General features: G+C 60.9%; 23 protein-coding genes. 9 read left to right on the top strand and 14 right to left on the bottom strand.

Features of this window, described 5'->3' with window-relative positions; genetic code table 11:
- Positions 1-55 precede the first annotated feature (55 nt).
- A complete protein-coding gene (locus tag HNR59_RS17420; RefSeq protein ID WP_183832313.1) occupies positions 56-1,288 on the bottom strand; it encodes an NAD(P)/FAD-dependent oxidoreductase in 1,233 nt (410 codons plus the stop codon).
- A gap of 298 nt (positions 1,289-1,586) precedes the next feature.
- Here HNR59_RS17420 and HNR59_RS17415 point away from each other — a divergent pair, with 298 nt between their 5' ends.
- The 8 genes from HNR59_RS17415 (at position 1,587) to HNR59_RS17380 (ending at position 8,850) form a co-directional block, all read left to right on the top strand.
- The gene (locus HNR59_RS17415) at positions 1,587-2,399 is read left to right on the top strand and encodes a creatininase family protein (RefSeq protein WP_183832312.1); all 813 of its coding nucleotides are present in this window, start codon (positions 1,587-1,589) and stop codon (positions 2,397-2,399) included.
- The gene (locus tag HNR59_RS17410; protein ID WP_183832311.1) at positions 2,396-3,199 is read left to right on the top strand and encodes an ABC transporter ATP-binding protein; all 804 of its coding nucleotides are present in this window, start codon (positions 2,396-2,398) and stop codon (positions 3,197-3,199) included. Before HNR59_RS17415 ends, HNR59_RS17410 begins: the two co-directional genes overlap by 4 nt.
- Before the next feature lie 10 nt (positions 3,200-3,209).
- Positions 3,210-4,043 (top strand): ABC transporter permease, encoded by an 834-nt coding sequence (locus HNR59_RS17405; RefSeq protein ID WP_183832459.1) that lies wholly within the window; start codon positions 3,210-3,212, stop codon positions 4,041-4,043.
- Positions 4,044-4,045: 2 nt separating this feature from the next.
- Complete coding sequence (locus HNR59_RS17400) at positions 4,046-5,299, top strand: amidohydrolase family protein (protein ID WP_343060856.1); 1,254 nt, start codon at positions 4,046-4,048, stop codon at positions 5,297-5,299.
- Complete coding sequence (locus tag HNR59_RS17395) at positions 5,296-6,678, top strand: FAD-binding oxidoreductase (protein ID WP_183832310.1); 1,383 nt, start codon at positions 5,296-5,298, stop codon at positions 6,676-6,678. Before HNR59_RS17400 ends, HNR59_RS17395 begins: the two co-directional genes overlap by 4 nt.
- A gap of 29 nt (positions 6,679-6,707) precedes the next feature.
- Positions 6,708-7,718: an ABC transporter substrate-binding protein gene (locus HNR59_RS17390; RefSeq protein ID WP_183832309.1), complete on the top strand. Its 1,011-nt coding sequence runs from the start codon at positions 6,708-6,710 to the stop codon at positions 7,716-7,718.
- Positions 7,719-7,740: 22 nt separating this feature from the next.
- Entirely contained in the window at positions 7,741-8,439 is a 699-nt protein-coding gene (locus HNR59_RS17385) for a TetR family transcriptional regulator C-terminal domain-containing protein (protein ID WP_246374815.1), read from the top strand.
- 90 nt (positions 8,440-8,529) lie between these two features.
- A complete protein-coding gene (locus tag HNR59_RS17380; RefSeq protein WP_183832308.1) occupies positions 8,530-8,850 on the top strand; it encodes a 2Fe-2S iron-sulfur cluster-binding protein in 321 nt (106 codons plus the stop codon).
- 260 nt (positions 8,851-9,110) lie between these two features.
- Here HNR59_RS17380 and HNR59_RS17375 read toward each other — a convergent pair whose 3' ends face one another.
- The 8 genes from HNR59_RS17375 to HNR59_RS17340 all read right to left on the bottom strand — a co-directional run bounded on the left by HNR59_RS17375 (position 9,111) and on the right by HNR59_RS17340 (position 18,310).
- Positions 9,111-9,500 (bottom strand): RidA family protein, encoded by a 390-nt coding sequence (locus HNR59_RS17375; RefSeq protein ID WP_183832307.1) that lies wholly within the window; start codon positions 9,498-9,500, stop codon positions 9,111-9,113.
- 208 nt (positions 9,501-9,708) lie between these two features.
- The gene (locus HNR59_RS17370; protein WP_183832306.1) at positions 9,709-10,704 is read right to left on the bottom strand and encodes an MDR family oxidoreductase; all 996 of its coding nucleotides are present in this window, start codon (positions 10,702-10,704) and stop codon (positions 9,709-9,711) included.
- A gap of 83 nt (positions 10,705-10,787) precedes the next feature.
- The gene (locus HNR59_RS17365) at positions 10,788-12,434 is read right to left on the bottom strand and encodes a thiamine pyrophosphate-binding protein (protein WP_183832305.1); all 1,647 of its coding nucleotides are present in this window, start codon (positions 12,432-12,434) and stop codon (positions 10,788-10,790) included.
- Between the two features lie 16 nt (positions 12,435-12,450).
- Entirely contained in the window at positions 12,451-13,266 is an 816-nt protein-coding gene (locus HNR59_RS17360; RefSeq protein WP_183832304.1) for an enoyl-CoA hydratase/isomerase family protein, read from the bottom strand.
- Between the two features lie 122 nt (positions 13,267-13,388).
- Positions 13,389-14,501, bottom strand: coding sequence for an ABC transporter substrate-binding protein (locus HNR59_RS17355; protein WP_183832303.1), 1,113 nt, complete (start codon positions 14,499-14,501; stop codon positions 13,389-13,391).
- Between the two features lie 40 nt (positions 14,502-14,541).
- Positions 14,542-15,375, bottom strand: coding sequence for an ABC transporter permease (locus HNR59_RS17350; protein ID WP_183832302.1), 834 nt, complete (start codon positions 15,373-15,375; stop codon positions 14,542-14,544).
- Entirely contained in the window at positions 15,372-16,136 is a 765-nt protein-coding gene (locus HNR59_RS17345) for an ABC transporter ATP-binding protein (protein ID WP_183832301.1), read from the bottom strand. Before HNR59_RS17345 ends, HNR59_RS17350 begins: the two co-directional genes overlap by 4 nt.
- Positions 16,133-18,310 (bottom strand): acetate--CoA ligase family protein, encoded by a 2,178-nt coding sequence (locus HNR59_RS17340; RefSeq protein ID WP_183832300.1) that lies wholly within the window; start codon positions 18,308-18,310, stop codon positions 16,133-16,135. Before HNR59_RS17340 ends, HNR59_RS17345 begins: the two co-directional genes overlap by 4 nt.
- Before the next feature lie 160 nt (positions 18,311-18,470).
- Between HNR59_RS17340 and HNR59_RS17335 the strand changes: the two genes are divergently transcribed.
- Complete coding sequence (locus tag HNR59_RS17335) at positions 18,471-19,406, top strand: LysR family transcriptional regulator (protein WP_183832299.1); 936 nt, start codon at positions 18,471-18,473, stop codon at positions 19,404-19,406.
- A 257-nt stretch (positions 19,407-19,663) separates the two neighbouring features.
- Here HNR59_RS17335 and HNR59_RS17330 read toward each other — a convergent pair whose 3' ends face one another.
- The 5 genes from HNR59_RS17330 to HNR59_RS17310 all read right to left on the bottom strand — a co-directional run bounded on the left by HNR59_RS17330 (position 19,664) and on the right by HNR59_RS17310 (position 26,494).
- Positions 19,664-22,228: a TonB-dependent receptor gene (locus HNR59_RS17330; RefSeq protein WP_183832298.1), complete on the bottom strand. Its 2,565-nt coding sequence runs from the start codon at positions 22,226-22,228 to the stop codon at positions 19,664-19,666.
- Between the two features lie 109 nt (positions 22,229-22,337).
- Positions 22,338-23,357 (bottom strand): FecR family protein, encoded by a 1,020-nt coding sequence (locus tag HNR59_RS17325; RefSeq protein WP_343060855.1) that lies wholly within the window; start codon positions 23,355-23,357, stop codon positions 22,338-22,340.
- A 125-nt stretch (positions 23,358-23,482) separates the two neighbouring features.
- Positions 23,483-23,998 (bottom strand): RNA polymerase sigma factor, encoded by a 516-nt coding sequence (locus HNR59_RS17320; protein WP_183832297.1) that lies wholly within the window; start codon positions 23,996-23,998, stop codon positions 23,483-23,485.
- A 714-nt stretch (positions 23,999-24,712) separates the two neighbouring features.
- Entirely contained in the window at positions 24,713-25,030 is a 318-nt protein-coding gene (locus HNR59_RS17315; protein ID WP_183832296.1) for a DUF4387 domain-containing protein, read from the bottom strand.
- 18 nt (positions 25,031-25,048) lie between these two features.
- On the bottom strand, positions 25,049-26,494 hold the full coding sequence (locus HNR59_RS17310; protein WP_246374814.1) for an acyclic terpene utilization AtuA family protein: 1,446 nt from the start codon (positions 26,492-26,494) through the stop codon (positions 25,049-25,051).
- Positions 26,495-26,570: the final 76 nt, after the last annotated feature.

Here is a 26,570-nt window from a genome sequence, read left to right as displayed (position 1 = left end):
AACTCCGAATGATGTTTCCGCGACCGTCACGGCAGCCGCGCAATATGTGTAGGGCTCAGCCTGCCCTGGCGGGGCTGGCCATTTGCTTGAGGCGTTGGGGGCCTTCCGCGATATCCGCTGCCGTGGGGCTGATGCCGGCTGCAAGAAGCCGGCGCGCGATCATATGATCCGCCGGCCGGTTGATGGAATCGACGGCGACCAGTCTTTGACCGCTGAAATGATAGACGGAGAAAGCGTTGGCTTCGGGGTCGCCCGATCCGATGCAATTGTCCGCACCGGCTGACAGCCCGGCGGTTTGAAGCTTCATGTCGCCCTGATCGGACCAGAACCATGCAACCTCGGCATAGGGACGTGCGCGCCCGGTGAGGGCCAGCGCGACATGCCGCGCATGGTCGGTTGCGTTCTGCACCGATTCCAGACGGACCCGCGTTCCCAGCTGATGGTGATCGAAGCTGACGCAATCGCCGATGGCGTGAATGTTCGCTGCGGAGCTGCGCAGGTTCGGATCGACGACGATGCCGTTGGCGATTTCAAGTCCCGCGTCGGCGGCCAGTTCCACATTGGGCACCGCGCCAATCCCCATCACAACCATGTCTGCATCGAAACGACGGCCGTCTGCGGTGGAAACGGCGGCAACGCGCCCGTTTTCGCCGTGGATGGCGGCAAGCTGCGCGCCGGTGATCAGGTCGATGCCGACAGATCGGCTGCGCTGCTCGACATGGGCGGAAACGACCGGCGCGACCGAACGGGCAAGCACCCGCGGCGCAGCTTCGATGAGCGTAACCGACTTGCCGAGGCCGATGCAGCTATGCGCCATTTCCATGCCGATGAAACCGCCGCCGACAATCACCACATTCTCGACCCGGGGCATCGCCGCACGAATGCGGCGGGCGTCTTCCATGGTGCGCAGCGTGACGACGCCATCGAGATCCATGCCGGGAAGCCCGGGCATCCTCGCCCGCGCACCCGTTGCCAGAACGAGGTCGGAGAATTCCAGCTCGCGCCCGCCAGCCAGAACCAGCCGCTTCCCGCTCGTATCGATCCGTTCGGCACATATGCCGAGTTCCAGCTCTACGGCATTGTCGCGATAGACGGCCTCCGTGCGCAGCACCAGCCCTTCCGCATCGGGGGTCTTCAGGTAGGATTTTGACAGGGGCGGACGATGATACGGCAGGTCCTTTTCATCGCTGACCAGCACGATCTCGCCGGAATATCCTTCCTGACGCAGGCTGACCGCGGCCTGCGAGCCGCCATGCCCGGCACCCACGATGATGCATCTTTCAACCATCGACATCCTCCACTGACGGCCCACCGCACGAACTGCGCGCTTCGCTCCCTCGAAGGGCCGCAGGACATTTGGTTGCATATTCCCGGGAGAATTTAAACAATTAGTTTGACCGATCGATCAGATCGTTTAGTAGTATCGCTCAGGATGCAGTTTCGGCCCCTTGGGAGCAGGGAGAAAGCCAGCTGCGTCAGGGATGGAGAACAGCTTTGGTGGCGACGTGGAGGCGCGCCGGCATCTGAAGCTGCTCCGCGCTTTCTCGTAGCGAAGCTGCGCGGAGCATGAGGGAGGAATTCTGATTTTGAAAAGATATTGGTCGGATTACACGAGCGAGGAATTTTCCCGGCTCGATCGTGGCGGCATCGTCGCGGTTCTGCCTGTTGGCGCTACGGAGCAACATGGGCCGCATCTGCCTTTGTCAGTGGATGCCGCGATCGTCAGCGGCATGGTGGCAGCCATTGTGGAGCGGCTGCCGGAAACGAGCCGGACGCTTTTTCTGCCCACGCAGCCGGTTGGCAAAAGCAATGAGCACGCTCGGTATCCCGGCACGCTGACCTTCTCCGCCCAGACGCTTATTTCAATGTGGTGCGAGATCGGTGCCTGCGTTGCCGCCAGCGGCGTTCGCAAGATGGTGCTGCTCAACAGCCATGGCGGGCAGATCAGCATCATGGATATCGTTGCGCGCGAGCTGCGCCAGCGCCATGGCATGATGGTGTTTTCGGTCAACTGGTTCGGGCACGGCCTGCCGGATGGCCTCTATGACGAGCATGAAACGCTGCATGGCATTCATGCCGGCGACATGGAGACGTCGGTGATGCTTGCCATGCACCCCGATCTGGTGGTGATGGACAAGGCGCAGAATTTTTCGGCTCTCACCGAAACCTTTGAAAGCGAATATCGTCACATCGCGCTGTCGGGCGCGAAGCCCGGCTGGCAGATGCATGACATCAACCCCTTCGGCGCTGCCGGCAACGCCGCCGCCGCGACGACCGAAAAAGGTCGCCAGACCATCGATTATGCAGCCGACCGTCTCGTCGAAGTGCTCGCCGAGGTGGAGCGCGCGCCTTTGACCTGGCTCGACAACAACCCGGCCTGGGGTGAGGACACGCAATGAGCGCAGCAGCTACGACAGGTTCGCAGCCACTGATCGAAATCAGGAACGTCTACAAGCAATACGGTACGGGGGTGGTGGCTGTCCGCGACATGTCGCTCTCCATCGAGGACGGGCAGTTCGTCAGCTTCCTTGGACCGTCGGGCTGTGGCAAGAGCACCGCGCTGCGCATGATTGCAGGCCTGTCGGAAGTGTCCGCCGGCTCTATCACCGTGAATGGCCATGCGCCGGGCAGCGGCACCGGCCCGCAGGATGTCGCCTTCGTGTTTCAGGAGCCGACACTCATGCCGTGGGCATCCGTGTTCGACAATGTCTACCTGCCGCTGCGGCTTGGCGGCATGTCACGTGCACAGGCAACGCCGCGCGTCGAGGAAGTTCTGGCGCAGGTGGGGCTGAGCAAGTTTGCGAAAGCCTATCCGCGCGAGCTTTCGGGCGGCATGAAGATGCGTGTCTCGATTGCGCGCGCCATCGTGACCAAGCCCCGTCTGCTGCTGATGGACGAGCCCTTCGCAGCGCTCGACGAAATGACCCGCTTCAAGCTCAACAACGACGTTCTGCGCCTGTGGCAGGAACATGGGCTGACCGTGATCTTCGTGACCCACAGCGTTTATGAGTCGGTCTATCTGTCCAACCGCGTCGTGGTGATGGCTGCCCGACCGGGGCGCGTCGTCGCCGATATCGCTATTCCGGGAAGCTATCCCCGTGCGGATAATTTCCGCACCACCCGCGAATATACCGAAAGCTGTGAAATCGTTTCCGACGCGCTCAATCAGACGCTCGGAAATGACGACATCAACCATTGAGGCCCTCGCCATGACAACCGAGACGCCAGTACTCAATTCCGAACAAAACCGCCGCGCCCGCATCGAGCGCCGCCAGGCGGTCATCATGCCGACAATGGCCATCGTGATCGCCCTTCTCGTGTGGGAAGGGCTGGTCCGCTACTATGAGGTTCCTCACTACGTCATCCCCGCACCATCGCTGATCGCGCAAACGCTGGTGAAGGACTGGTCTTCGCTGATGAGCTCGATGATGTTCACGGTGAGGCTGACCATGCTTTCGCTGGCCTGCGCCATTGCCGGCGGCGTTCTGCTGGGCATGATCTTCGCCCTGTCCCGCACCGTGGAAATGAGCTTTTTCCCCTTCGCGGTGATCCTTCAGGTCACGCCCGTCGTGGCGATTGCGCCGCTGATCCTCATCTATGTGCGCGACACCTTCACCGCGCTGCTCATCTGCGCCTGGATCGTCGCCTTCTTCCCGATCCTGTCGAACACGGTGATCGGCCTGCGGAGCGCCGACCACAATCTACGCGACCTGTTCAAGCTCTACCGTGCGACGCCGTTGCAGCGCCTCCGCTTTCTGCTGGCGCCCAGCGCCCTGCCCTACTTCATGGCGGCGCTGAAGATCGCCGGCGGTCTGGCGCTGATCGGTGCTGTGGTGGCCGAGTTTGTCGCGGGCACCGCCGGCCAGAACACGGGCCTCGCCTCGCGCATTCTGGAATCCAGCTTCCGCAACGAGATCCCGCGCATGTTCGCGGCCCTGTTCCTCGTTTCGGTTCTCGGCATCGTCATCTTCCTCGCCACGAGCTGGCTGTCGCGCCTCGTGCTTGGACGCTGGCACGAAAGCGAAATCCGTCGGGAGACCTGAGCGTGACCAAAGGGCACGACATTCCACGCACAGACGCGCCGGACGGGACGTTGCGCCTGTCGGGCGTGGGCGTGGCCGGGCTTTCCGGGCGCCACGATATCGTGGTGAAGAACGGCTTTGTCGCCTATGTCGTTCCCGCAAACCCCGGCGATGTCGGGAAGGCTAGCGGCGGCTTCGTGACACCGCTGCTGGCCGATGTGCATGTGCATCTCGACAAGACCCACACCATCCAAAGGATCAAAGCCGGAAACCCGGCTCCGATCCAGTCCCTGTTCGATGCCATCGCGCTGATGGAAGAGGACCGGCCGAACTGGACCGCCGCCGATATCCGTGCGCGGGCAGGCCGCGCGCTGGAAGCAGCCTTCGCGCATGGCGTCGGTGCCGTTCGCAGCCACGTCGACTGGGTGACGCCGGACGTGCCGGCGGCATGGCCCGTGCTCTGCGAGCTGCGCGAGGAATGGAAAGGCCGTGTCGATCTGCAACCGGCAGCTCTCGTTCTGGGAGATATCGTACCCGAAGCCGGAAGCGCCATCGCCGCGCGGGTGGCGGCCGACAGGGGCGTGTTCGGTGCCTTCTTCTACCGCAACCCGGATCTGGCGACCAAGGTTGAAACCATGTTCAGCCTTGCCGCGCGCCATGATCTCACCCTCGATTTTCATGTCGATGAAGGACTGGAGCCGGAAGCCGACGGACTGTCGCTCATCATCGATGCCGCGTCGCGTTTCGGCATGGCCGGACGCGTGCTGTGCGGCCATGCCTGCTCCCTGTCGCTGCGTGCGCCGGACGAGCTGGAACGAATACTGGCGGCAGGCGCGCGCGCTGGCGTGGGGCTCGTGGTTCTGCCAACCACGAACCTTTACCTGCAGGATCGCGGCATCGGCCGCACGCCACGCCTGCGCGGCCTTGCCACACTGAAGGAGGCGCGCGCGGCGGGCATGGAGGTGATGATCGCTTCCGACAATGTCGGCGACGCCTTCTATCCGTATGGAGATTACGACCCGCTTTCCATTCTGAGACTGGCGGTGCCATCCGCGCATCTGGAACCGGATGCGTGGCTGGACAGCATAACCTCACTGCCCGCGCGCTGGTGCGCAAGCAATGCCTTTGGGCCCATTGAGAAGGGCATGCAGGCCGACTTCATCTGGCATGGCGCAACCGATATGGGCGACCTCATCAGCCGTCCCCGGAGCGAACGCATTGTCTATCGCAGCGGTGCGCCACTGCTGGCAGCAAACAACGATTGGAGAAACGCATGAACGTCGCGACCAAGCCCGTGCGCGCCTATGACTGGGCCGCCTTCCGCAGCGAGATCGATGGCATCCGTGTCTACGACGATCCGAAGCAGGTTGAACTGCGTTCGCGCGATTATTTCTGGTACAGCCCCATCCTCAGCGAAGATATTGGCCATTTCGTGGGTGACCTCGTCGTCATCCCGGCCGATGAGGATCAGGTGCGCCGAGTGGCGGCAGCGGCCGCGAAACTGCGCATCCCGATCACCATTCGCGGTGGCGGCACCGGCAATTACGGCCAGTGCGTGCCGCTGGAAGGCGGCATCATTCTCGACATGACCAAGATCGACAAGGTGCTTTCGATCGAGCCGGGCCGCGTGCGCGTGCAGGCCGGCGCGCGCATCTCGCGGCTGGACGATGCCGTGCGCGAAACGGGACAGGAGCTTCTCATGTATCCGTCGACGCGTCGCATCGCCACCATCGGCGGCTTCTTCACTGGCGGCTCGGGCGGCATCGGCTCGCTGCGCCACGGCATGCTGCGCGACGATGGCAACATCTATTCGGTGAAGGTGATGACGGTGGAGCCGGAGCCGAAGATCATCGAACTGCATGGCCACGACATCCAGAAGGTGCAGCATGCCTATGGCACCAACGGCATCGTCATGGAGCTGGAGATCGGCCTGACGAAAGCGACCGACTGGATTCACACCGCAGCCCTCTTCGAGAGCTACGACGCGACGCTGCGTTTCTGCCTGAAGGCGCTGGACGACAAGCTGGACTGCTATCTGCTGACCACGGTGGATCGCCGCTTCTCGCGCTTCTACACCAAGTTCGGAGACCTGTTCCCGGCCGACCGCGATGCGGTGTTCGCAATGATCGCACCCGAAGAGCAGGCCCGCTTTGCCGAACTGGTGGCGTCGTTCGGCGGCCGCGTTTCGTTCGGCATGACGCAGGACGCGCTTCATGCAAAGGGATTGCAGCCCGCTTACGAATGCGGCTGGAACCACACCACCCTGCAGGCGCTGAAGGCCGAGGAAGGCTGGACCTATCTTCAGGTCGCCTATCCGCGCCCCTTCGACCCGGATGTGGTTCTGCGTCAGATGGAGCGCTATGGCGACGACCAGTACATGCATCATGAGATGGCGCGGCTGGAAGGCGAAATACAGATCTTCGGCCTGCCCCTGGTTCGTTACAAGGATCGCGACGATACCTACCGCGTCATCCGGGAGCTGGAGGAGAAGGACGGCTGCGACATCTACGATCCGCACGCCTTCACGATCGAAGATGGCGGGATGAAAGAGATCGACACCATGCAGATCGAATTCAAGAAGCTGGCCGATCCCTTTGGCCTGCTCAATCCCGGCAAGACACGTGGCTGGACGGCCGACATGGCCGCCGCAGACTGAACCGAAGAACCAATGGGAGTAAAGTTCTGATGAAAAGCATGCTCAAAGTGGCGATGACCGCCGCAACACTTGTGGTGTCCACGCAATTTGCTCTGGCGCTGGACAAGGTTACACTCGGCACCAACTGGCTGGCTCAGGCCGGCCATGGCGGCTTCTATCAGGCGGTGGCCGATGGCACTTATGAGAAGCATGGCCTCGACGTCACCATCGAAATGGGCGGCCCGCAGGTCAACAACCGCCCGATGCTGGCCGCCGGCCGGCTGGATTTCCTGCTGACGGGAAATCTGCTCTTGTCCTTCCACAACACGGCCAACGACATTCCGACAACCGTCATCGCTTCCTTCTACCAGAAGGACCCGCAGGCGCTGATGGCGCATGAAGGCGCCTACAAGGACTTTCAGGATCTGACCAATGCACCGTCGGTGCTGATGGCAAAGGACACCCAGTACGGTTTCTGGCGCTGGCTGGTCAACGATTTTGGGTTCAAGGACGAGCAGATCCGCCCCTATGGCTACAGCCTCGCCCAGTTCCTGAGCGACCCGAAGATGGTTCAGCAGGCCTATGCCACCGCCGAGCCGCTCTATGCGCAGAAGGAAGGTGCGAAGGTCACCACCTATCTGCTGGCAGACTACGGCTACAGCACCTACGCCAACACCATTGAAACGCGCCTCGATCTGGTCGAGAACAATCCGGATCTCGTTCAGCGCTTCGTGGATGCGAGCATCATCGGCTGGAACAATTTCCTCTATGGCGACCGCAGCAAGGCCTATGAGCTGATCCTCAAAGACAATCCCGACATGAGCACCGAGACGCTGGATGGCGAGATCGAGATGCTGAAGAAGCTGGAGATGATCGACAGCGGCGATACGCTGGAAAAGGGCATCGGCGCGATCTCGCTTGACCGCGTGAAGCAGTTTTACGACCTTGCAGTCAAATCTGGTATCGTCGAGGATGGTAAGGTCGATATTTCAAAGGTTGCGACTGACGCCTTTGTCAACAAGGGCGTCGGGCTCGACGTGAAGAAGCAGCTCACCCCATAAACAGAGAACGGAAAATGGAGTGATGGGCGGCCTTTCTGCCCATCACCTTCGTGCACAGGCAATGACGCAGCAAAAGGCTGAAAATCCGGAACCGCAGATGTCGAGCCCCAGGGACAAGGTCCTTGAGCGCCGGCGCATGATCCTTGCCGCCATCCGCGATGCGGCAATAGATGAGTTTGCCAGCAAGGGACTCATCGGGGCTTCCACGCAAGCTATAGCCCAGCGTGCCGGACTGACCAAACCGCAGCTGCACTACTACATCTCCAGCAAAGAGGAGCTGTACGAGGACATACTGGTTTATATCCTCGACGAGTGGCAGGAGCTGTTTCTCAGCGCCTCCACCGGCGACACGCCTGCAGATGTCATCCGGGCCTATGTGCATAAAAAGCTGGAATATGGACGCAGACACCCCAAGGCCTCGCGCCTCTTTACCACCGAGATCGCGAATGGCGCGCCGGTACTGGGCCGCCACTGGGCACCTTATCAGGCTTCAACGAAAGAGGCGGTCAAGCTGATACAGTCCTGGGTCGATCAGGGACTGGTCAGAGCGGTCGATCCGCTGCTGTTCCAGATGCACATCTGGGCCGTTACCCAGCATTATGCGGATTTTGAAGTTCAGGTTCGCAACATGATGCATCTGGGGGATGGCGAGGAACCTGACTACGAGCAGATCGAGAAAGAGGTCGCCTCCCTTTTCCTGCGCGCGCTGGGGCTCGAATAGCGCTTCAGCTTCCCACCCGTCCGCACAAACAGGCCGCGACAGCAAAATCAGTCGCGGCTGCATCAGACAGCATCCGAGAGACCAACAGCCATGGCACGCATCATCTATGTGACCCACGACGACCAGCGCTTCGAGCTGGATGCGGAAAACGGGTCCACCGTCATGGAAGCAGCGGTTCGGGCCGGCATCCCCGGCATCGAGGCAGAATGTGGAGGCGCTTGCGCCTGCGCAACCTGCCACGTGTACATAGAGCCGGAATTCATGGAAGCAGTCGGCGAAGCCGATGGCATGGAAACCGACATGCTCGACTTCGCCTGGGAACCATCGGCCAATTCGCGGCTTTCCTGCCAGCTGAGGGTGACCGATGCACTCGATGGGCTGGTCGTGAGGATACCCGAACGCCAGGGATAGAGCTCCAGTCCGCCGACTGCTTCCTTTCGGACACTTACGTCGCGCAGTATTGGCAAGCCTCAGCTAACGGGCCTGATGTTGCGAGCAGGCATGCACTTTCCGACGGTTGCGGAAGCACTTTTCTCAACCTTGCCGAATAAGCCACACCTTGCCGTATCCGATCCGCATCGGCTGACATCTTTGGCGACACGCGCAACGGACCTCTTCCAACAGGCAGATGACCGCTGCCAAGTGTTCAGCATTCGTAAGAAGATCACGATCTATGCGGATTTTGCTGCGATTACTTCCACCTCGACTACAAATTCCGGTCTGGAAAAGCCGCTGACGATCAGCAAGGTGGAAGCGGGCCAGGGTTCAGGAAAAAGAGCATTGCGCACCTCCATGTAAGGCGCCATGTGCTCGCGGCCTGTCACATAAGCGTTGATGCGCACGACGTTCGACAGGTCCATTCCGCTTTCCGCCAACAAGGCCCGGACATTGGCAAAGCAGATTTCGGCCTGAGCACCCGCACCCTCAGGAACCGTTCCGTCCGCCCTTGCGCCCAACTGACCGGAACAGACCAGCAATTGCGAACCGGCAGGCACCAGCATCGCATGACTGTAATTTGACAATGGATCAGGCAGTGTTGGCGGGCTTATCGGTCTGGCCATCGAACAATGTTCCTCCGTTGATGACGTAGCGGGGCGTCCAGATCCTCGGACGAGTAAAGTGGCGCCCCGATAACGAGGCTATCGCATAATAAAGCGAGCAGCGCCTCTTCAGCCATGCCCTTGTTAACCGTTGTTTTTTGCCTGCTGCTGGCCCGCCACCGGGTAGCTTTCTGCACAAACCGCAGCAGGCACCGTGCCCGCCAGACCTCTAGGCGATTTCGATCACCACGCGGCCGCGAACCCTGCCGGCGACAATTTCTTCCGCGAGGACCGGCAAATCGCGCATGGGCGCGACGCATGTCATGGAAGCCAGCTTCTCCGCTTCGAGACTCCCGGAAAGCAGATCCCATGCACGCTGGCGCTTGTCCGGTGGAGCCATGACGGAATCGATGCCCAGCAGGGCTACGCCCCGCAAAATATGCGGCAATACAGTTGCGGGCAGATCGGAACCACCCGCGAGGCCACAGGCCGCGACTGCGCCGCCATAGCCCGTCTGGGCCAGCACGTTGGCAAGCGTTGTCGAGCCGACACTGTCGACTGCTCCGCTCCAGCGTTCGGCTTGCAACGGCCGGGAAACAGCCGAAAATTCGCTCCGGTCGATACATTCGGCGGCACCAAGCGAGCGCAGATAATCGTGCTCGCCTGCCCGTCCGGTCGACGCCACCACCCGATAGCCACGGGCAGAGAGAAGGCTGATCGCCATGGAGCCAACACCGCCCGCCGCGCCAGTCACCAGCACGTCACCCCGGGCCTTGATGAGATTGCCCCAATCCTCCAATGCCAGTACGGCGAGTGCTGCCGTATAACCAGCAGTCCCGATCGCCATCGCCTGTTCGGCGCTGAACGCTGACGGCAGCGGTGTCAGCCACTCCGGTTTCAGCCGCTGGAACCGGGTAAACGCACCCGATTCAGTCTCTGACAGGCCCCAGCCATTGACGATCACCTTGTCGCCGGCTTTCCATTCGGGCGATCGGGACTCAACCACCACCCCTGCCAGATCGATGCCCGCGATCAACGGCGTTCGCCGCGCAATACGGCCCTTGCCGGAAATCGCCAGCCCGTCCTTGTAGTTGAGGCTGGAGTGGCTGATCTCCACAAGAACCGGATGATCCGGCAAATCGGCCAACGTGATCTCCCGCAGCCTCCCGTTAGGGCGGCCCGCTTCGTCCTGATCGATGATCATCGCAGCAAAGGATTCGGTCATTGGATACTCCCATGATTGGTGACTGGAACAACGTTCACAATGCGGTGGACAGGCCCCTGCCCTGATGCGACACGCAGGGACCATCAGCCCCAGGCTATGCGTTCCGGATCTATCCTGAGGTCGATGAGCAGCGGGCCGTCACGTGCGGCAATTGCCTGTACTGCAGCGTCAAGATCGCCTTGGTTCCGGACGGTTACGCCGCGCACCCCGAGAGCCTCGGCAACAGGCGCAAAATCGGGCCAGTCGAACATCGACTGACGCGGATCGAGCGACCGGTTTCGAAACTGAACATGTTCGGCCCCATAGCTCCCGTCGCTGCACACCACGATGATCATGTCGAGCCGGTTGCGGGCGACCGTGTTGAGCTCCGTCAGCCCTCCCATCATGAACCCACCATCGCCGGAGATGAGCACTGTCGGGCGCTCATGTTCGGCAACCGCAGCGCCGATAGCGCATGGGAGGCCGGCACCGATGGCGCCGAAGCTCATCGTATGCGCATAGGCACGCGGATCCGGAATGCGAAAGACCCGAAGAGCCTCGCCGACAAACCGCCCGAGGTCGGTAACAATGGTTCTCTGCGCTGGCACAACCGCATCGATGCGCCGCAGCGCCTCATGCAGCTCTACGGTGCCGGCTTTGGGTTCGCCCGCCCAGTCGGGAAAGCGGGGCTCTGGTTTGTAACCGGCGATTGCCTGCGCCATGGCGGGCGAACTATGGCCTGACCCGGGTATTCCGGCTTCATCGAGCAGCCCGATCATCCGCTCCGCCGTCAACGCGGCGTCACCAACGATGCCGATGGTCGGCTTCCATCTGCTTCCCAGGTTTTTGGGATCCAGATCGACCTGAACGACGCGCTTACCCTGCAGGAAGCTGCCATGGGAGCCGGTGAACATGTTGAGGCTCGCGCCGAAGGCCACGACGCAGTCACTTTCCAGAATGATGTCTGTCGCGACCGGCGTGCTCAGAGTACCGAAGACGCCCAGCGCAAAGGGCTCTCCACCAAACAATCCGCTGGCCCGCAGCGTCGTGGATAGCGGCGCCTCAATCCTTCTGGCCAGCCGTAACAATGCATCGCGCGCATCAACCGCGCCGCGGCCCGCCAGTATCACGGGACGCTTTGCGGCTGCAATGATGCCCAGCGCATCGTCGAGATCGTTGCTGTCGGGGACAAGGGCGCGACGATCCGGGATCCGCAGGATATGTTTGCGGTAAACTGTAGTCTCCCACTGAAGATCGACCGGCATGTTGAAGACAATGGGGCGCTGCTCGATGGCGGCCCGCCGGAAAGCATTGGCAATGTCGTCGAGGGTGGTTTCAGCCGTGCGCATCTGCTCGAAGCCCGCTCCGGTCGCCAGGATTATTTCACGTTGGTCTATCTTTTGCAGGTGTTCGGGCGCATCGGCAGGGGTATCGCCACACAGCACGACCATGGGCACGCGGCTTCTGACGGCTTCCACGAGTGCGGTGACAGCGTTGGTCAGGCCGGGGCCATGCGTGATCGTAGCGGCCGCGATCTGGTTCGAGACCTGCGCGAAGCCTTGCGCCATCAGCACCGCGCCCGCCTCGTGGGCGGCCGCGACGAAGCGACCGCCCTGCTCGCGAACGAAACTGTCGACCATGAACAGGTTGGCATCTCCGATCAGGCCAAACAGGGTTCGCATGCCATGATCGGCGAGGGATCGGGCAAGTGCCCGATGTACCTGGAGGGATGTCGATGTCCCGATGTTCATGATCATATGTCCGGGTTCAGTTTCGCGGCGCCGCAAACTTATCGTCACGCCATTTGAAAGCGGCCTTGAGGCCATGCTCGGCGGCAATGTTGTCGAAGTCGCGCTTTTCCTGGGAGTCCGACGTGAGGACCAGGGTGAAGATTTCCGCCCCGTAGTCGACGGTCGACTGGAAACCCCGGATGTCATACTGACGGTTCAGGCTCTGCTTGTTCAGATGCATCGCGGGCGGCGGGATCATGCTGAGCTTGCGGGCAAGCTCGCGCGCACTTCCAGCCAGCTCATCCGTCGGCACCACGCGATTGACGAGACCGATGCGGTGGGCCTCCATCGCGTCGATACGGTCACCGGTCAGCAGCAGTTCCTTGGTCTTCTTCATGCCGAGAACCCATGGCATGATCGGAAATGGAGGGGCCGACTGGAACTGGATTTCGGGCTCGCCGAACTGCGCGTCCTCGGCTGCAATGGTAATATCGCACACCATGGACAGCTCGCACGCGCCACCCAGGCAATAGCCATGGACGGCGGCTATATAAGGCAGCCGCGAACGCCAGATGCGAAACCACGTATCGTTCTCACGCTTCACCCCTGCGCGCCAGTCCTGAACCGTTGGTGGTTCGCCGCCGGTCCCGGTGATGTCGAAGCCGGCCGAAAAGCATTTGCCCTCACCGTTGATGATGACCGCACGAATGGTTTCGTCTGCTTCCAGATCATCCATGGCATGCTGCATCTCAAGCTGCAGTTCCTTGCTCAATGCATTCATCTTCTGCGGCCGGCTGAGGGTGAGCGTGGCGAGCCAGTCTTCCTTCTTCAGCTTGATATTCTGATAGTCCATCTCTTGTCCTTTCCTGACTTCATGGGCATGATTTCGGGCTCGGCGGCGCACGGGCGCCACCGTCCAGAACACCGTTCCGAACGACAGAGGCCCTCAGCCGGGCCACGCTGCTGGAAGTATTTTCAGCCGGGGAAGTCGCAGGCTTTGGCCTGGGCTTCGATTGCCGCCTTGTCGAAGTTGTTGATTCTCTCCCGGAATGCATCGTCGCCGGCTACGAGCTGCGCAGGCTCAACCTTTGACGTCAGGACGCCTGCATCAAAGAGGAAGTCCTGATAGGTACCGAAAGCCGGGACACTGGCACCCGCCACCTGTCCGTTCCCGTTAAGCTCTGCAGCCGCAGCCTGTTCACTGAGAATGACGGAAATCAGCGAAAGGTCATTGGCCGCAGCCTGATCCTCGTCCATCCCAGTCGGCCTGGTATCCGGATAATGCTTCCATTGAAGTTTTCGTGCGCAGTCCGGGTTGGCAGCTGCGAACACCATGGCTTTGGCCATGCCGCGCGCTATGCTCTCCACCATCGCAGGATCTTTCTCGACAACGCTCTTGACGGTCGAGAACGTGAAGTCCGGAAATCCCTTCCAGGCCGGGTCGCTCAAGGTCTCGAGCTCCAGACCGGCGTTCCGGAAGCCGACGGTAGCCGTCCCCCAATACATCAGCGCATCCACCTGGCCGCTGTTGAAAGCCGAGATCGCCTGCGCGCCGACACCAGTCGAGATCAGCGTGACATCGTTCTCAGGGTCCAGGCCGTTCGTCTTCAAAAAGGAATTGAGCAACGGGATGCCGCCGCTTGAAAGGCTGACCACTCCGATTGACTTGCCCTTGAGGTCGGCAACGGTCTTGATCGGGCCATCCCTCGCAACCGACAGGCCCCAGCCGATAGTGCCATTGGTAATGATGGCCTGTATCGGCAACTTCTGCTCGGTGTTGGCCTGAATGATGGCGCTTGCATTCATTTCGGCAAAGTCGAGGTTGTTTATCGCCAGTTGCTGAGCAGCTTCGGCCGAGCCACTGACGGGAAACACTTCGACGTCATAGCCCTCCTCCTTCCAGTAGCCGAGGGGACCGGGCAGGAGCACGTAGTAGTAGGTCAGATTGAGGAAATTTGATCCACCCACACCGATCTTGACCTTTTGAAGGTCCTGCGCCTGTGCGCTGCACGCGCCGGCAAGCACCGCCACAGACGCAGCACCTGCCAGCAGGAATGTACGGAATATACCATTCGTTTTTGCAGTCATGACATTTCCCCTTTGCTTTGTTGTTATTGTCGCAGCTGCTTCAGGATGACCCCTGCGCGAGAATTTCATCCCGTTCGTTCCAGAACACGATGCGGCGACGTATCATGTTCATCAGAAGGTGAAGGATCATTCCGATCGCGGAAAGCACGATGAGGATTGCGAAGGTGCCGGCGGTATCCATCGAGAAATTGCGCTGCAGCAGCAGGAAGCCGAGGCCCGCCTGCGCCCCGATGAACTCGCCCACGATCGCCCCGATCACGGCCAGAACGATGGCAATGTCGAGCCCTGCGAAAATGAAGGGCATCGCGGCCTGTATCTTCACCATGCGAAACACCTGCCACCGGGTCGCGGTAAACGAGCGCAGCATGTCGACCTGCTGATAGGAAGCGGCATTCATGCCGGCGATGCAGTTCACGACGACCGGAAAAAACGCGATCAGGGCCGTGATGACCACCTTGGACATGATGCCGTAACCGAACCAGATGACGATAAGCGGCGCGATCGCTACCTTCGGTACTGTCTGGAACGCCACGATGTAGGGATAGACGGTCTTTTCGAGCATCTTCCACTGGCCGATGCACACCCCGATGAAGAGCCCGACCACCGAGCCGATCGCAAAGCCGGCGAGGATTTCCCAGAGCGTAACGCCCACATGCGAGTAAAATCGCGGCGTCGTCAGGTTCGCCCATAGAGACCTGGCTATCGCGCTTGGCGCCGGCACCAGTATCGGCGGGATGTTGAACAGCGCGATGATGGCCTCCCAGCCGCCGATGATGAGGATGAGCAGAAGGACCGAAAACACGATCTCAGGTCGCCGGTAGAGCAGATCCCGGATGCGGCCCGCCGGCAGGCTCGTTTCCTTTTTCGCGGTCATCCGTCCAATCCTTCCGCGCCAAAGTGCTTGCGCACGCGCGCCACATAGGTTCCGAAAGCGTCCGAATTGATCATGGCCAGCGTTCTCGGGCGTGGCAGGTCGACCTCGATCACCTCCGCGATGCGTCCCGGCCTTGGGCTCATCACCACGATGCGGTCGGCAAGAAACACCGCCTCGGCAATGCTGTGCGTTACGAGCAGAACCGTCTTCTGCCGTTCGTGCCAGATCCGCAGAAGTTCCAGGTTCATCTGTTCGCGCGTCATGGCATCGAGCGCCCCGAAAGGCTCGTCCATCAGCAAAAAAGCGGGATCATGCACCAGGGCCCTCGCGATGCCGACACGCTGCTGCATGCCACCCGAGAGTTCGTTCGGATACTTTTTATCGAAGCCCGTCAGTCCCACGAGGCGCAGAAGCTCCGCTGCGACAGGCCCATACTCCGCCTTGCTTCGACCCTGTATCTCGATTGGAACCATGACGTTCTGGATTATGTTGCGCCAGGGCAGCAGAAGCGGTTCCTGAAACACAACGCCTATCTGCCTGTTCGGGCCGTCAATTGGCGTGCCACGCACGAGAATCTCGCCGGACGTCTTACGCATGATACCGGCAAGTATCTTCAGCATCGTCGTCTTGCCGCAGCCGCTGGGGCCAACCACGGTGACGAACTCACCCTGCTCGATGTCGAAATTGATATCCTTAAGCGCAATGATCGGTTCGCCGTCGCGCGTATCGTAAACCTTGTTCAGTCCCCTGATCTCGATCATCGGCGCTGTCCCACGGGCACAATCAATGCGTCCAGAACACAGGCGCCCTGCCCATTCTGCAGGACGGCAACCGGATTGAGGTCCAGCGCCTCGATCCATTCGCCATAGGCCAGCGCGATGTCAGAGACCGCTGTGAGGATCGTTTCCAGAGCCTTGCGGTCGGCAGGTGCCGCACCACGGAAACCATCGAGCAGCGTGGCCAGCCGGGTTCTCTCGACAAGCCCGCGGGCATCATGATCGCTCAATGGGGGTAACCCCAGCGCTGCGTCGCGCAGCAGTTCCACCATGATGCCGCCGCTGCCCACCACGACGGCCAGACCAAACGGGTGATGCCGAGCCAGTCCGACGATCGCCTCTATGCTGTCGCCAATCATCTCCTGAACGAGGATCCCGTCGATACGTGCCTTGGGTGCATGCTTCCCGATCGAGGCCATGATCCGTCCAAAGGCATCACGCACCTCCGCTTCAGAGGTGAGGTGGAGGGCGACACCGCCAACCTCCGTCTTATGCGGCAGATCCTCCGAGGCGATCTTGAGAACCACGGGGTAGCCAAGCTTCGCTGCCGCGGCGGTGCACTCATCTTCACTCGTGGCAAGGATCTCGCGCGTGGTCGGGATACCGTGATCGCGCAGGAACGCCTTTGCCTCATGCTCGCTGAACGGGCGTCCCGTTTTAAGACGCATAATCCACTCCGGCTGTGTTGACAGCCGTGGGCGCGCAGACAGCCCCTCCGGTGCGGCCACAGGTCGGCCGCCCGACACCACGTTAAGCACGGCCTTCAAGGCTGCCCGCGTTCCCGTCAGGACCGGAACGCCCGCCTCGTCCAGCGGTTGCCGGACATGCGGATGCATAGTTCCGGACAGGTTGCTGATGAACGCGACCGGCAATTCGGGAGTGCTACGGGCGAACTCAGCGACATCTTCTGCAATACGGCGGTAGCTGGTCGCACCCTCTTCGCTCAGACCCGCCGGCGCATCCTGAACCACGGCGAGGAACCCGACGGACGGGTCCCCTGCAAACGCCTTCAGCGCCGCCGGATACATCGTCCGATCCGCGAACACCGCACCCGTAACATCCAGCGGATTGCCCGGAGTGGCGAAGGCCGGCAGAACGGTGGCCAGTTCCCGGGTCGTGGTTTCTGCCAGAGGTGGAAACGACAGGCCGATTGTCTCGGCTATGTCGCAGGCATGTGCAACCTCGCCTCCACTGCAATTGATAAGCCCGACACCATTCCCCGGCGCGCGCACCTTCAGTCCGGTCACGAGACAGGAGGCTTCAATCAACTCGTCCATGTCATCGACCGCGATGACGCCCGTGCGGCGGAAGAAGGCGTCAAAAGCATCGTTTGATCCCACCAGTGTCCCGGTATGAGCGGCGGAGGCGGCCGCTCCTGCCGATGAGCGGCCAATGCGAAGGCAGACTACAGGCTTTCCTGCTTTATGCATCGCCTCCATCGCACGCTCGAAGGCTGCAGGATCGCGAATGGTCTCCAGAAAAAGCGCCGCAGCGCCTGTCTGCTCATCATCGGCAAGGAATTCGAGATATTCCGCCAGATCGCAGACCGCGCTGTTCCCGGATGAGACAACATGGCTGAAGCCAAGCCTGCCGGTGGCGGAGAGCGTAATCGCGCCAGACCCTGAATGGGACAGCAGCGCCAGCCGGCCTTTTGGTGCGCTGGCCCAGTTGTCGGCAGCGTAGAGGGGGATACGGGCGCCGACATTGATGAGGCCGAGGCAGTTCGGCCCACACACGGCCATGCCGGCCCGCTCCGCTGCCGCCACCAGTTCGGCCTGACGTTTACGCCCCCCGGAACCGAGCTCTGCAAAGCCGCTGGCCAGAACGACCGCGGCACCGATCCCGGCATCGGCGGCTTCGTCTATGGCCGAAACCACTTTGTCCGCAGCAAGGCCGATGACGACACAATCGACAGGCACAGGAAGATCGGCAAGTTTGCGAAATGCAGGAACGCCGAACACGGTTTCGGCCGAGGGGTGGACCGGGAAAATGTTCCCGCGCCAGCCTGCGTCGAGAAGATTGCGGAAGGCAATTCCGGCGGGAGCGCCTACGCGCTCTGTCGCGCCGAGAACGGCAATCCGCTTCGGATAAAGCAACTTTTCCATGGACGTGCATGCACGACGCGCGTCAGGGGCCTGACGCAGGTTGTTGGTCAGCATTCTTGCTCCTGTCAGATACACGGGGCCGGCTCCCTCTCGGCCCGTATAAGACGGGATTGGCTCCTCCCATCCCCGCGATGCTGATCCTGACGCAAAGGAACTCACTCGTAAAACACAAAATTGGCATAGCTATGATCTGATAATTAGCGCATAAATTCTCATGGCCAACGACCTCAACTCGGCCCCTCGCATTGCCCGACTGGCTGCGCTGCGCTATTTTTCCGCAGTCGCTGAACATGGATCGTTTCGTGCCGCATCGGAATCACTGGGCATTGCGGCATCGGCGATCAATCGTCAGATAACCAATCTGGAGATCGACCTCGGCGCGCCGCTTTTTGATCGCCAGCGTGGTCGCATGGGACTTCAGCTGACAGAGGCGGGACACATTCTTCGTGCACGGCTTCGCTCTGCTTACAATGAGCTGCGCATCGCAAACGATGAGATTACGGCGATAAAAGGCCTTCAGCGGGGACATGTTATCGTTGGCGTCAATGAGAGCCTGGCCGGCGACATCATGCCCACCGCCTTCAATCAGTTTCACGAGCAGCATCCGGGCATCGACTTCGACATAAAGGTCGACAACACCCGCGCTCTGGTCGGACGCCTCCGGCAAGGGGAGATCGACTTCGCTGTCGGATACAATTTTCCTGCAAATGTTGGCCTGGTGTTTGACGAGGCGATCCCATTACACCTCCATGTTGTGGTCCCGATTGGTCACCCGCTGGAGTCGCGTGAGCGCATCACTCTACCCGATCTGGCACGCCACAAGCTGATCTTCCCCGATAATTCGCTGCTTATCCGACAGGCTTTCGATCATGCGGTCCGGCAGTCCAGACTGCAATTGAACATACTGGTCGAAACCAACTCGTTTGATCTGATCCTGCGGTTCGTCGCATCGGGAGCCGGAATCAGCATCGTGACCGGGCACAGCGGCAGAAAGGCAAGCGAAGGCAGGATTGCCTATATCCCGATAGATGAACCTCAATGGGGCAGCAATGTGCTTGCCTGCTGCCGTATGCCCAACCGGAGCCTGTCGATTGCCGCACAGGCGTTTGTTGACACTATCCGAACCCTGCTCAAAAGCTCAGTCACCTGACGGTGGATGGAAATCTTCCTTAACTGTTTCCATGGGCGCGAGGCAGGCGCCCACTGCCGCCGCGATTATCCAAGGCAATGACCGTGCGCGCTCGCAACAGGCAGCGAACGAACACTCCCGATCTGTCCGTCTTCCGTGGATATCAGACATTGAGCCGCAGGACATGCCATGAGCGGATCATCGCCTTACCCCTGAACGCTCACAGCTCCTTCCCGGTTCGATATCAGGATCGCCGCCATGGATCGGAAAGCCGCACGTCAGAATTTCGCGGTCAGGTCGAGGCGGAAGGTGCGGCCGGGGGCGACGACGGCGTTGTTGCTCAGCGCATCCAGATAGTAGCGGTCGAAGATGTTGTCGGCCGCCACATCCACCCGGAAGCTGTCGCTGACCTTGTAGCTGGCGAAGAGATCGACCAGCGTGTAGGAGGGCCACGGCGCGAAATTGGCGACGGGGTTGGTCCCCACATAGGAAACGCGTCCGCCAACAGTGAGCTTCTCCTCCATGAAACGCGCACCTGCCGTCACACTGCCCGTGAAGCGCGGCTGGACGAAGCCGGCCGAGAAATCCACGTCGGGCGGAGTGGAGCTGCAGACATCGCTTTCCACCTGCTGGTTGGTGCCGTCCGGCTGGGTCTCCCATCGCGTCCACACATAGCAATAATCCGCCTTCGTGAAATAGGTGAAGCTGCCATCCACGAAGAAGGTGCCGGTGTCGTATTTCGCCGAAAGCTCTATGCCGGAGAACCGGGCCCTGTCGATGTTGTCCATCATGAAATAGGCGGAAGACTTCGGCCACAGCCTCATGATGTAGTCGTCTATGTCGTTGTTGAAGAACACGCCCTTCACCCGCAGCTTGTCACCCCCGACAAGCACATCGTCGCGCAGCAGGTTGATCCCGGCCTCCAGATTGCGGGCATGTTCGGCCTTCAGGAACGGATTGGGCACGAGGCTGGTATCATAGTTCGAAACCGACTCCCGCAGGCTCGGCGGACGATAGCCTTCATTGTACTGGGCGAAGAACTGGATGCCGTCCCAGGGCTCAAGCCTTGCCCCCAGACCGGGCGAGAAGGAACTGCCCGACAGATCATTGAACTCGCCGTAACTGCCGGAAACCGGGCTGTTGTCCTGCGTCTTGTAGGAAAGGTAGCGCAGGCCCGCATTGAGGGCGAGCCAGTCCGTCGGGTTCCAGTCCGCCTTGGCGTAGAGGCTGGCAACGTCCCGCCTGCCTTCAAAGAAGAAGTTGCTGCCGTTGACCCTGCCCTGGCTGGAATTGAGATCCTCCACGGCATAGGAGCCGCCATAGGTCAGTGCCAGGCTTCCCAGTGCGCCAAAGTGGAACTGCGATACGTTTTCGACGTCGAAGCCATAGTTCTGCGACGTATAGGGCTTGGCGAAAGCATAGGCCGCCCCCTCGTCGTTGGTGTCCGCATAATAGACATTGGCCCGTAGCCTTATGGCGTCGTTTTCGGCGGGGTCCCACTCATACTTCGCCGTCAGCCGGTTGGTTCTGGTCTTACGCGGATCGTTCTGCTTCAGCGCGCCATAGAGGAGATCGGAAGGCCAGGTCTCGCCGTAGGAGAAGTCCGAGCGCAGCCACGAAAGCTGGACCTTGTGGTCCTCAAGGAAGGAAAAGCCGGACTTGAGCAGGAAGGACTCCGTCTCCAGCCCGGTGTTGAGGACCTCGCTGCCCGGCCTGTAGAGGGAATAGGTCTGCTCGTTGCCCCAGTCGTCGGCATATGTCGATTTGCCATGCCGGCCGGCAAAATAGTTGCCGTGCCTGCGCCGCGAATAGGCGGCGACAAGGTCTATGCCGCCGAGCGTCGCCGCCGCGGCCACGCTTCCGTTGAGATTGTCGAAGTCGAACAGGCTGGTGGGGTCGTTGCGAAATGTCGTGGTTCCGGTCGGTGGCGGCGGCCTGTTGTTGGACATCAGCCCGCCCTTCAGCCGCACGCCGAACTGCTTGCCATCCTTCAGGATGTCCTGCACGTCCAGCGTGCGCATGTTGACCGCGCCGCCGATCGCGCCGGCACCGGCGCCCGACATCTGCGGGCCCTTCTCGATCTCAACTCCCGCAATCAGATCGGGATCGATATAGGAACGCGTGCGGCTGCCGGGATAGCCCTGCCCTTCCGCGATTGTCTGCTCGCTGCCGTCGACCGTGACCTTGACGCGGTTCATGCCCTGAACGCCGCGAATGTTTACCTCGAGCGACGCTCCGTTGCGGTTCGCCGAGGCAATGACGCCGGGCGTCGACTTTAGCATGTCGCCGGTGGAGGTGCCCCGAAACCGCTCGATCTGTTGGGCAGATATGTATGCACCCGAACCGGAACTCCTGTAGGGCGCATCCGCCGGATTGCCGCCGCCGCTGATCGTTATGGTGTCGAGCACGAGCGAGCCATCCGCATTGACAGGGGCTCTCTGAGCAGCACCGCCTGAACCGGAAACCAGCGCGGCGGTGGAGGGACCGGAAATGTCGGCGCTCACGCCTGTGCCGGCAAGCATTGCCTGCAATGCCTGTGCGGGCGTCATCGTGCCGGACACGGCGGCCGAGCGCTTGCCCGAGACGGTCGCGGAGGTGAAGCCCACGTCCCATTCGGTGGCTCGGATAAAGGAGGCGATCGCCGCCGAAAGGGGCTGCGCGGGAATGTCGAAGCGCGTCTGTTCTGCCACCCGCTGCTGGGCATGCGAGATCACCGGGAAAAAGAGGCTTGCCGATCCGAGCATCGTCGAGGTGATGAAGAAAAAGGCGAGACGCCGTCCGCCGCGCAGCATGCCTCCTCCATCCGCCCGAACCCGGCCGTCACCATACGCAATCCGCCCCATCGGCAATCCCCTGCAAACTGGTCATGAGGGCCGGTTCGCTGCTGCGAGGACCCGGCCTGTAAACACCTGACACGCGGGCGGGGCAAATCTCACAAAAAAAGTTGAGTTTTTATCGCAGGATTAGGATTCCGCCGGGAAGTCGGGTAACGGAAGCGCCTGCAGCGGTGGCAAGAGAGCGGATCGCCCGCTCCGGATCTTCGAGCCGATAGTTGCCGTTGATCCTCACCTGCCTGAGCCGTGTGTTCGCAACGATGACCGGCGGGCTGTGATATCGGCCGATTTCCTGCAAGACCTCGCCGAACGGACGATCCCGGAAAATCACCCGGCCGTTCAGCCAGGCAAGCGCTGTTGCCGTATCCATTTTCTCCACCGCGGAAAGTCTGGTGTTTGTGGCCGTCACGCTTTCGCCGGGTTCCAGCGCCACCTTTTCACCCGGTGCGGCGGGTCGCGTCACATCGACATGGCCGCGTTCCAGCACGACGACGTCATGATCCGTTTCTGTGCGGACGGAAAACGCCGTTCCCTTCACCTCCACCGAGGAAAAGGCCGCGGCAACGGTGAAGGGCCGCGCAGGGTCCGGAACGACATCGAAAAACGCCTCTCCCCCAAGCAGCGAAACGGCGCGCCTGCCGCCTTCGAAATCGAGCGCGACGGCCGAGGCCGTGTTGAGGATCATGCGCGAACCGTCGGGCAGCATGATTTCGTCGCGCATGCCAGTGGCGGTGATGTAATCCGCCTGCCATCGCAGCATCAGCGCGGGGTATTGCTGGACACAGACCGCAATCAAGATTGCCGCGGCAGCCGCGAGAACCGCCCGGCTCCACACCTTCCTTTTCCGCCTCCCGCCGTCGATGGCGACCGGCTTTCGGTCGAGAGCGACGTGGCCGGCACGTAAAGCCACCTCGCCTGCAACCATGTCCATTTCCGGAAGTTCCCAAGCCTCGGCGACCGTGGCAAATGCCCGGGCGTTTGCAGCATCCGCCTGACGCCATGCCTCGAATGCCGTCCGCAGCTGCCTGTCGTTCGGTTCGGCCTGAAGCGTAAAGAGCCAGCTCAGCGCAGCATCCATCGCTGCGTCGGGATGGACGAACCCCTCCTCCTCGCTCTGATCTGGCTTGTCACGTTCCACTCAGGTCAATCCGGTCTGGCAGGTCGTCATGAGAGCGACCCTGTAGGTGAGACACATCGCGGGCTGTAATCTCACAAAATGCACTCCAAATACCGGCGACGGCCACTCGCCCGTCAGGTGGTTGTTCAGTTGCGGTCGATCTTCGCCAGAGCCTCAACGCAATGAGCATGCGCCAGCTTCAGATCATTGAAGACGGTATTCGGCGAAACGCCAAGATGCTCGGCAATCCTGGGGTAGGACCATTTCTCGATGCGGCTGAGCACCCACACCGTCCTCGCCCGCTGCGGTAGCTTCGCCACGGCCTCGTGCAGATGGCGCAACCTCTGGCGATGGATGAGATCGGCCTCCTGCGAGGGCGTATCCGAGGCGATGTTGCCGACATCAGCCGCCGGCAGGTCGTCGCATTCGACAGCCCCACGAGTTCTTTGGTGGCGCAGGTGGTTGAGCGCAATGTTGCGGGCCGTCTGGAACAGGAAGGCTTCGATGTGGTCGATGGGACCGTGCTCGACGGCCTTTCTGGCCCTGACATAGGTCTCCTGCGCGACATCTTCCGCCGTCTGCGGGTCACGCACGATCCGCAACACGCTCCACATGATGGATTTGCGATTGCTCAGGAAAATATCGGCAAGGGTCGTGGTCATGTCGGAACAGGAAACTGTGGCGCTGCGCCGCTGCGAATACGCCACGATTGAGGTCGGCCTGATTTCCGATAGCCCTTTTGCGAAATACCCGCAACGCCAATGATCCGGAGCCGTTCCAGATCACCGGCCAGATTTCGGGCCAGATCCCGGCTCTGCCGACAGACGCCGCTGTTGTGGGTGTCGCACTCGATCAGGCGGAACGCCGCACATTGCGAGAGCATGGCGAGTTTCGACTGCAAGGTAACAAAGGTGGTCAAGGCCACCGGTTACAGCGGCGTGCGTGAGGTCTGAGGTCTGAGGTCTGTCCCCGTACTGTTGGACTATTCTATTCGAAATCCATGGGCGGGTGGACGTCTTGTTTCCAATCTGCCCCGGCGCCCCGAGATCGGTAGATTATCCGACCTCGAGGCTCAATTCGCCACAGTCGAACCGATGCGAAGACGATCGACGGGCAGTATCGTTGTTTCCGGAATGTCGCGTATCTCAGCCTCCTTGCTGCCGCGATGATGGGCTGCGCGCATCTTGGTCCCGGTATACCTCTTGCGACAGGTTGCGAAGGTTGCATTGCAAACTATCTGTCAATGGTGGGATGCCCCTGCTGCTTCGGATGCATGATCGTCATCAGTGAGTTCTAACGGTCGGGCATCCGCACAAACCAGCCCACGGAACAGCAGCCCGCCGCATGACACATGCATGGCGTGGATCGATCACACCCTACTTTGACAATTCCGGAACCTCGATATCCATCAGCGGCGCGAATTGCTGGCCGCCGTGAAGGTCGGCATCGGCAGGGTCACCGGCCGGAAGCAACCTCGGGATCGTGAACTTGAACGCGAGCGCGTTGTCACAGACGAAGAACTTTATATCGTTGACATCACAACCGATCTTCTCGGCCATGGCCTCGGAGGTGATAACGCCGGAACGTTTCACATGCTGATAAGTAGCCTCATCGGAGAACATGATGTCGTAGGTGAGGGAGAAGGGGCCGGCGTTCTTGCTGCGGATCAGCGCGGTGCAATCGCTCAGTTTCATAGGGGCTGCCTTTATCGATCAACCGAGAGTGAGGATTTCTCTGCGGAAAACGGTTTCGTCCGGCGTGGGAAGCAGGACATGGTGCATCGAGAACCTCCAATACGGTCCCCGTTCTACATGAGCTTGATTGAACAGGCAGGCGAAGCCCGTGATCGAGCCCGACCATTCGGGAATCGGATGATGCAACAGGGGCTGCCGGCTCAGTTCTGCAAGCTTGTTTGCCAGCTCCTGGGTCGGTGCCGAAAGACAGAAGGCGAGACCGATCTCGTGCGGTGGATGCGCGTGGGAAGGCTCGCGAGCGCCCATCACGGCGTTGTGCCCATAGGCGTGCGTGTCAATTCTCCAGTCTTTCGGCGACAGCACATCGCCCAAAAGGCGCGCGGCGCGCTGGCGCACATCATCTTTCACTTCCGCCAACCATTTGTCGAACTGGCGAATGATGAACGGATCCCTGATGCCGCCCATAAGCATCGACTGATAGCCGGCGAATTCGACGCCTTCCAGTTTTATGCTCGGCCTGTCCGCCGGAATGTAGCGAGCGCCGGAAATGCGAACGCTGACCGGGTCGTGCTGCTCGAACTGCGCGTCGGTGATGTCGAGCGTTCCCGATGATTCGCGATGCAGATACGGATCGCCGTTTTCATACAGGCTGTGCGAGGCTACGCTTTGAGGCGTGCAACGCAGGCCCTCGCCCACCGGGGTGATGATACCGTGATCGGCAAACAACTCGCCGAACATGGCGCCCTTGCCGTAGGTCTCGCAGGTCAGCGTGCCGCATTCGACGATCTTGCCGGCATGCCAGGCAAGTCCCTCAGGGATGCCGCGCATGATGGGCAGAGCGGCGAAGAGGGCTGAATCGCTGCATCTGCCGGCCAAAATGAAGTCGACATCCTCCTGTAACGCTTCCTGCAGCGGCTCGACCCCCATCATGCCGACGATGCGCGTGGAACGGCCGATGCCGTCGCGGTCCAGCGCAGGCGCATGGTCGAGAGCGACCACGCGTCCGTCATCATAGGCGTTCTGGAGCATCGCCGGATCAAGTTCTGAACGGATCACCGCGATGCGGCGCTTCAACCCGTGCTGCGAGACGATGTCCTTGATGATGTCGAGCGTACGATCGACATGAGGGTCGCCGCCTGCCGTATCTGCGGACCCGACGAGAACAGGTGTGCCCTTGGGCACTTCTGTCAGCAATATCTCAAGATCGTGCCGCAAGGCCTCGGTGGCGTAGGCTCCCTTGCCGACGCCGAGATGATATGGCCCTGCATCAATCGTACCAGCATCGGACGCGACAAAATCCGGTTGCCGCTCCATAGCGGCACGGAAGGCCGGCAGGTGGATGCCACTTCCGACAGCGCCGGACGAGCACACAAATTTCACACTCTCAGTCAAGGCAAGCTCCGCTGCTTCATTGTGGGGGCAACTCACCACAGATAATCGAGATTGTCGACTAAATTTTCGCAAGACTCACAAAACAGGCTTGACGTCCGAATATTTTACCGCACTTCTTTAGATAGCTCGCAATTTTGTCGACAAAGGT

Origin of the sequence: Aquamicrobium lusatiense (genome assembly GCF_014201615.1) — a bacterium.
GTDB classification, from domain to species: Bacteria; Pseudomonadota; Alphaproteobacteria; order Rhizobiales; family Rhizobiaceae; genus Mesorhizobium; species Mesorhizobium lusatiense.
Note: the sequence above shows the minus strand (reverse complement) of the source record. Positions and strands in the feature narration are given on the sequence as shown.

Bases quoted from the DNA above. Each gene is read 5' to 3' on its own strand.
- HNR59_RS17360 (WP_183832304.1), bottom strand. From the start codon at position 13,266: ATGGACTATCAGAATATCAAGCTGAAGAAGGAAGACTGGCTCGCCACG.
- HNR59_RS17320 (WP_183832297.1), bottom strand. From the start codon at position 23,998: ATGACCACGACCCTTGCCGATATTTTCCTGAGCAATCGCAAATCCATC.
- HNR59_RS17395 (WP_183832310.1), top strand. From the start codon at position 5,296: ATGAACGTCGCGACCAAGCCCGTGCGCGCCTATGACTGGGCCGCCTTC.
- HNR59_RS17365 (WP_183832305.1), bottom strand. From the start codon at position 12,434: ATGAACATCGGGACATCGACATCCCTCCAGGTACATCGGGCACTTGCC.
- HNR59_RS17385 (WP_246374815.1), top strand. From the start codon at position 7,741: ATGGGCGGCCTTTCTGCCCATCACCTTCGTGCACAGGCAATGACGCAG.
- HNR59_RS17315 (WP_183832296.1), bottom strand. From the start codon at position 25,030: ATGAAACTGAGCGATTGCACCGCGCTGATCCGCAGCAAGAACGCCGGC.
- HNR59_RS17330 (WP_183832298.1), bottom strand. From the start codon at position 22,228: ATGGGGCGGATTGCGTATGGTGACGGCCGGGTTCGGGCGGATGGAGGA.
- HNR59_RS17420 (WP_183832313.1), bottom strand. From the start codon at position 1,288: ATGGTTGAAAGATGCATCATCGTGGGTGCCGGGCATGGCGGCTCGCAG.
- HNR59_RS17350 (WP_183832302.1), bottom strand. From the start codon at position 15,375: ATGACCGCGAAAAAGGAAACGAGCCTGCCGGCGGGCCGCATCCGGGAT.
- HNR59_RS17335 (WP_183832299.1), top strand. From the start codon at position 18,471: ATGGCCAACGACCTCAACTCGGCCCCTCGCATTGCCCGACTGGCTGCG.
- HNR59_RS17375 (WP_183832307.1), bottom strand. From the start codon at position 9,500: ATGGCCAGACCGATAAGCCCGCCAACACTGCCTGATCCATTGTCAAAT.
- HNR59_RS17355 (WP_183832303.1), bottom strand. From the start codon at position 14,501: ATGACTGCAAAAACGAATGGTATATTCCGTACATTCCTGCTGGCAGGT.
- HNR59_RS17370 (WP_183832306.1), bottom strand. From the start codon at position 10,704: ATGACCGAATCCTTTGCTGCGATGATCATCGATCAGGACGAAGCGGGC.
- HNR59_RS17410 (WP_183832311.1), top strand. From the start codon at position 2,396: ATGAGCGCAGCAGCTACGACAGGTTCGCAGCCACTGATCGAAATCAGG.
- HNR59_RS17405 (WP_183832459.1), top strand. From the start codon at position 3,210: ATGACAACCGAGACGCCAGTACTCAATTCCGAACAAAACCGCCGCGCC.
- HNR59_RS17380 (WP_183832308.1), top strand. From the start codon at position 8,530: ATGGCACGCATCATCTATGTGACCCACGACGACCAGCGCTTCGAGCTG.
- HNR59_RS17390 (WP_183832309.1), top strand. From the start codon at position 6,708: ATGAAAAGCATGCTCAAAGTGGCGATGACCGCCGCAACACTTGTGGTG.
- HNR59_RS17345 (WP_183832301.1), bottom strand. From the start codon at position 16,136: ATGATCGAGATCAGGGGACTGAACAAGGTTTACGATACGCGCGACGGC.
- HNR59_RS17340 (WP_183832300.1), bottom strand. From the start codon at position 18,310: ATGCTGACCAACAACCTGCGTCAGGCCCCTGACGCGCGTCGTGCATGC.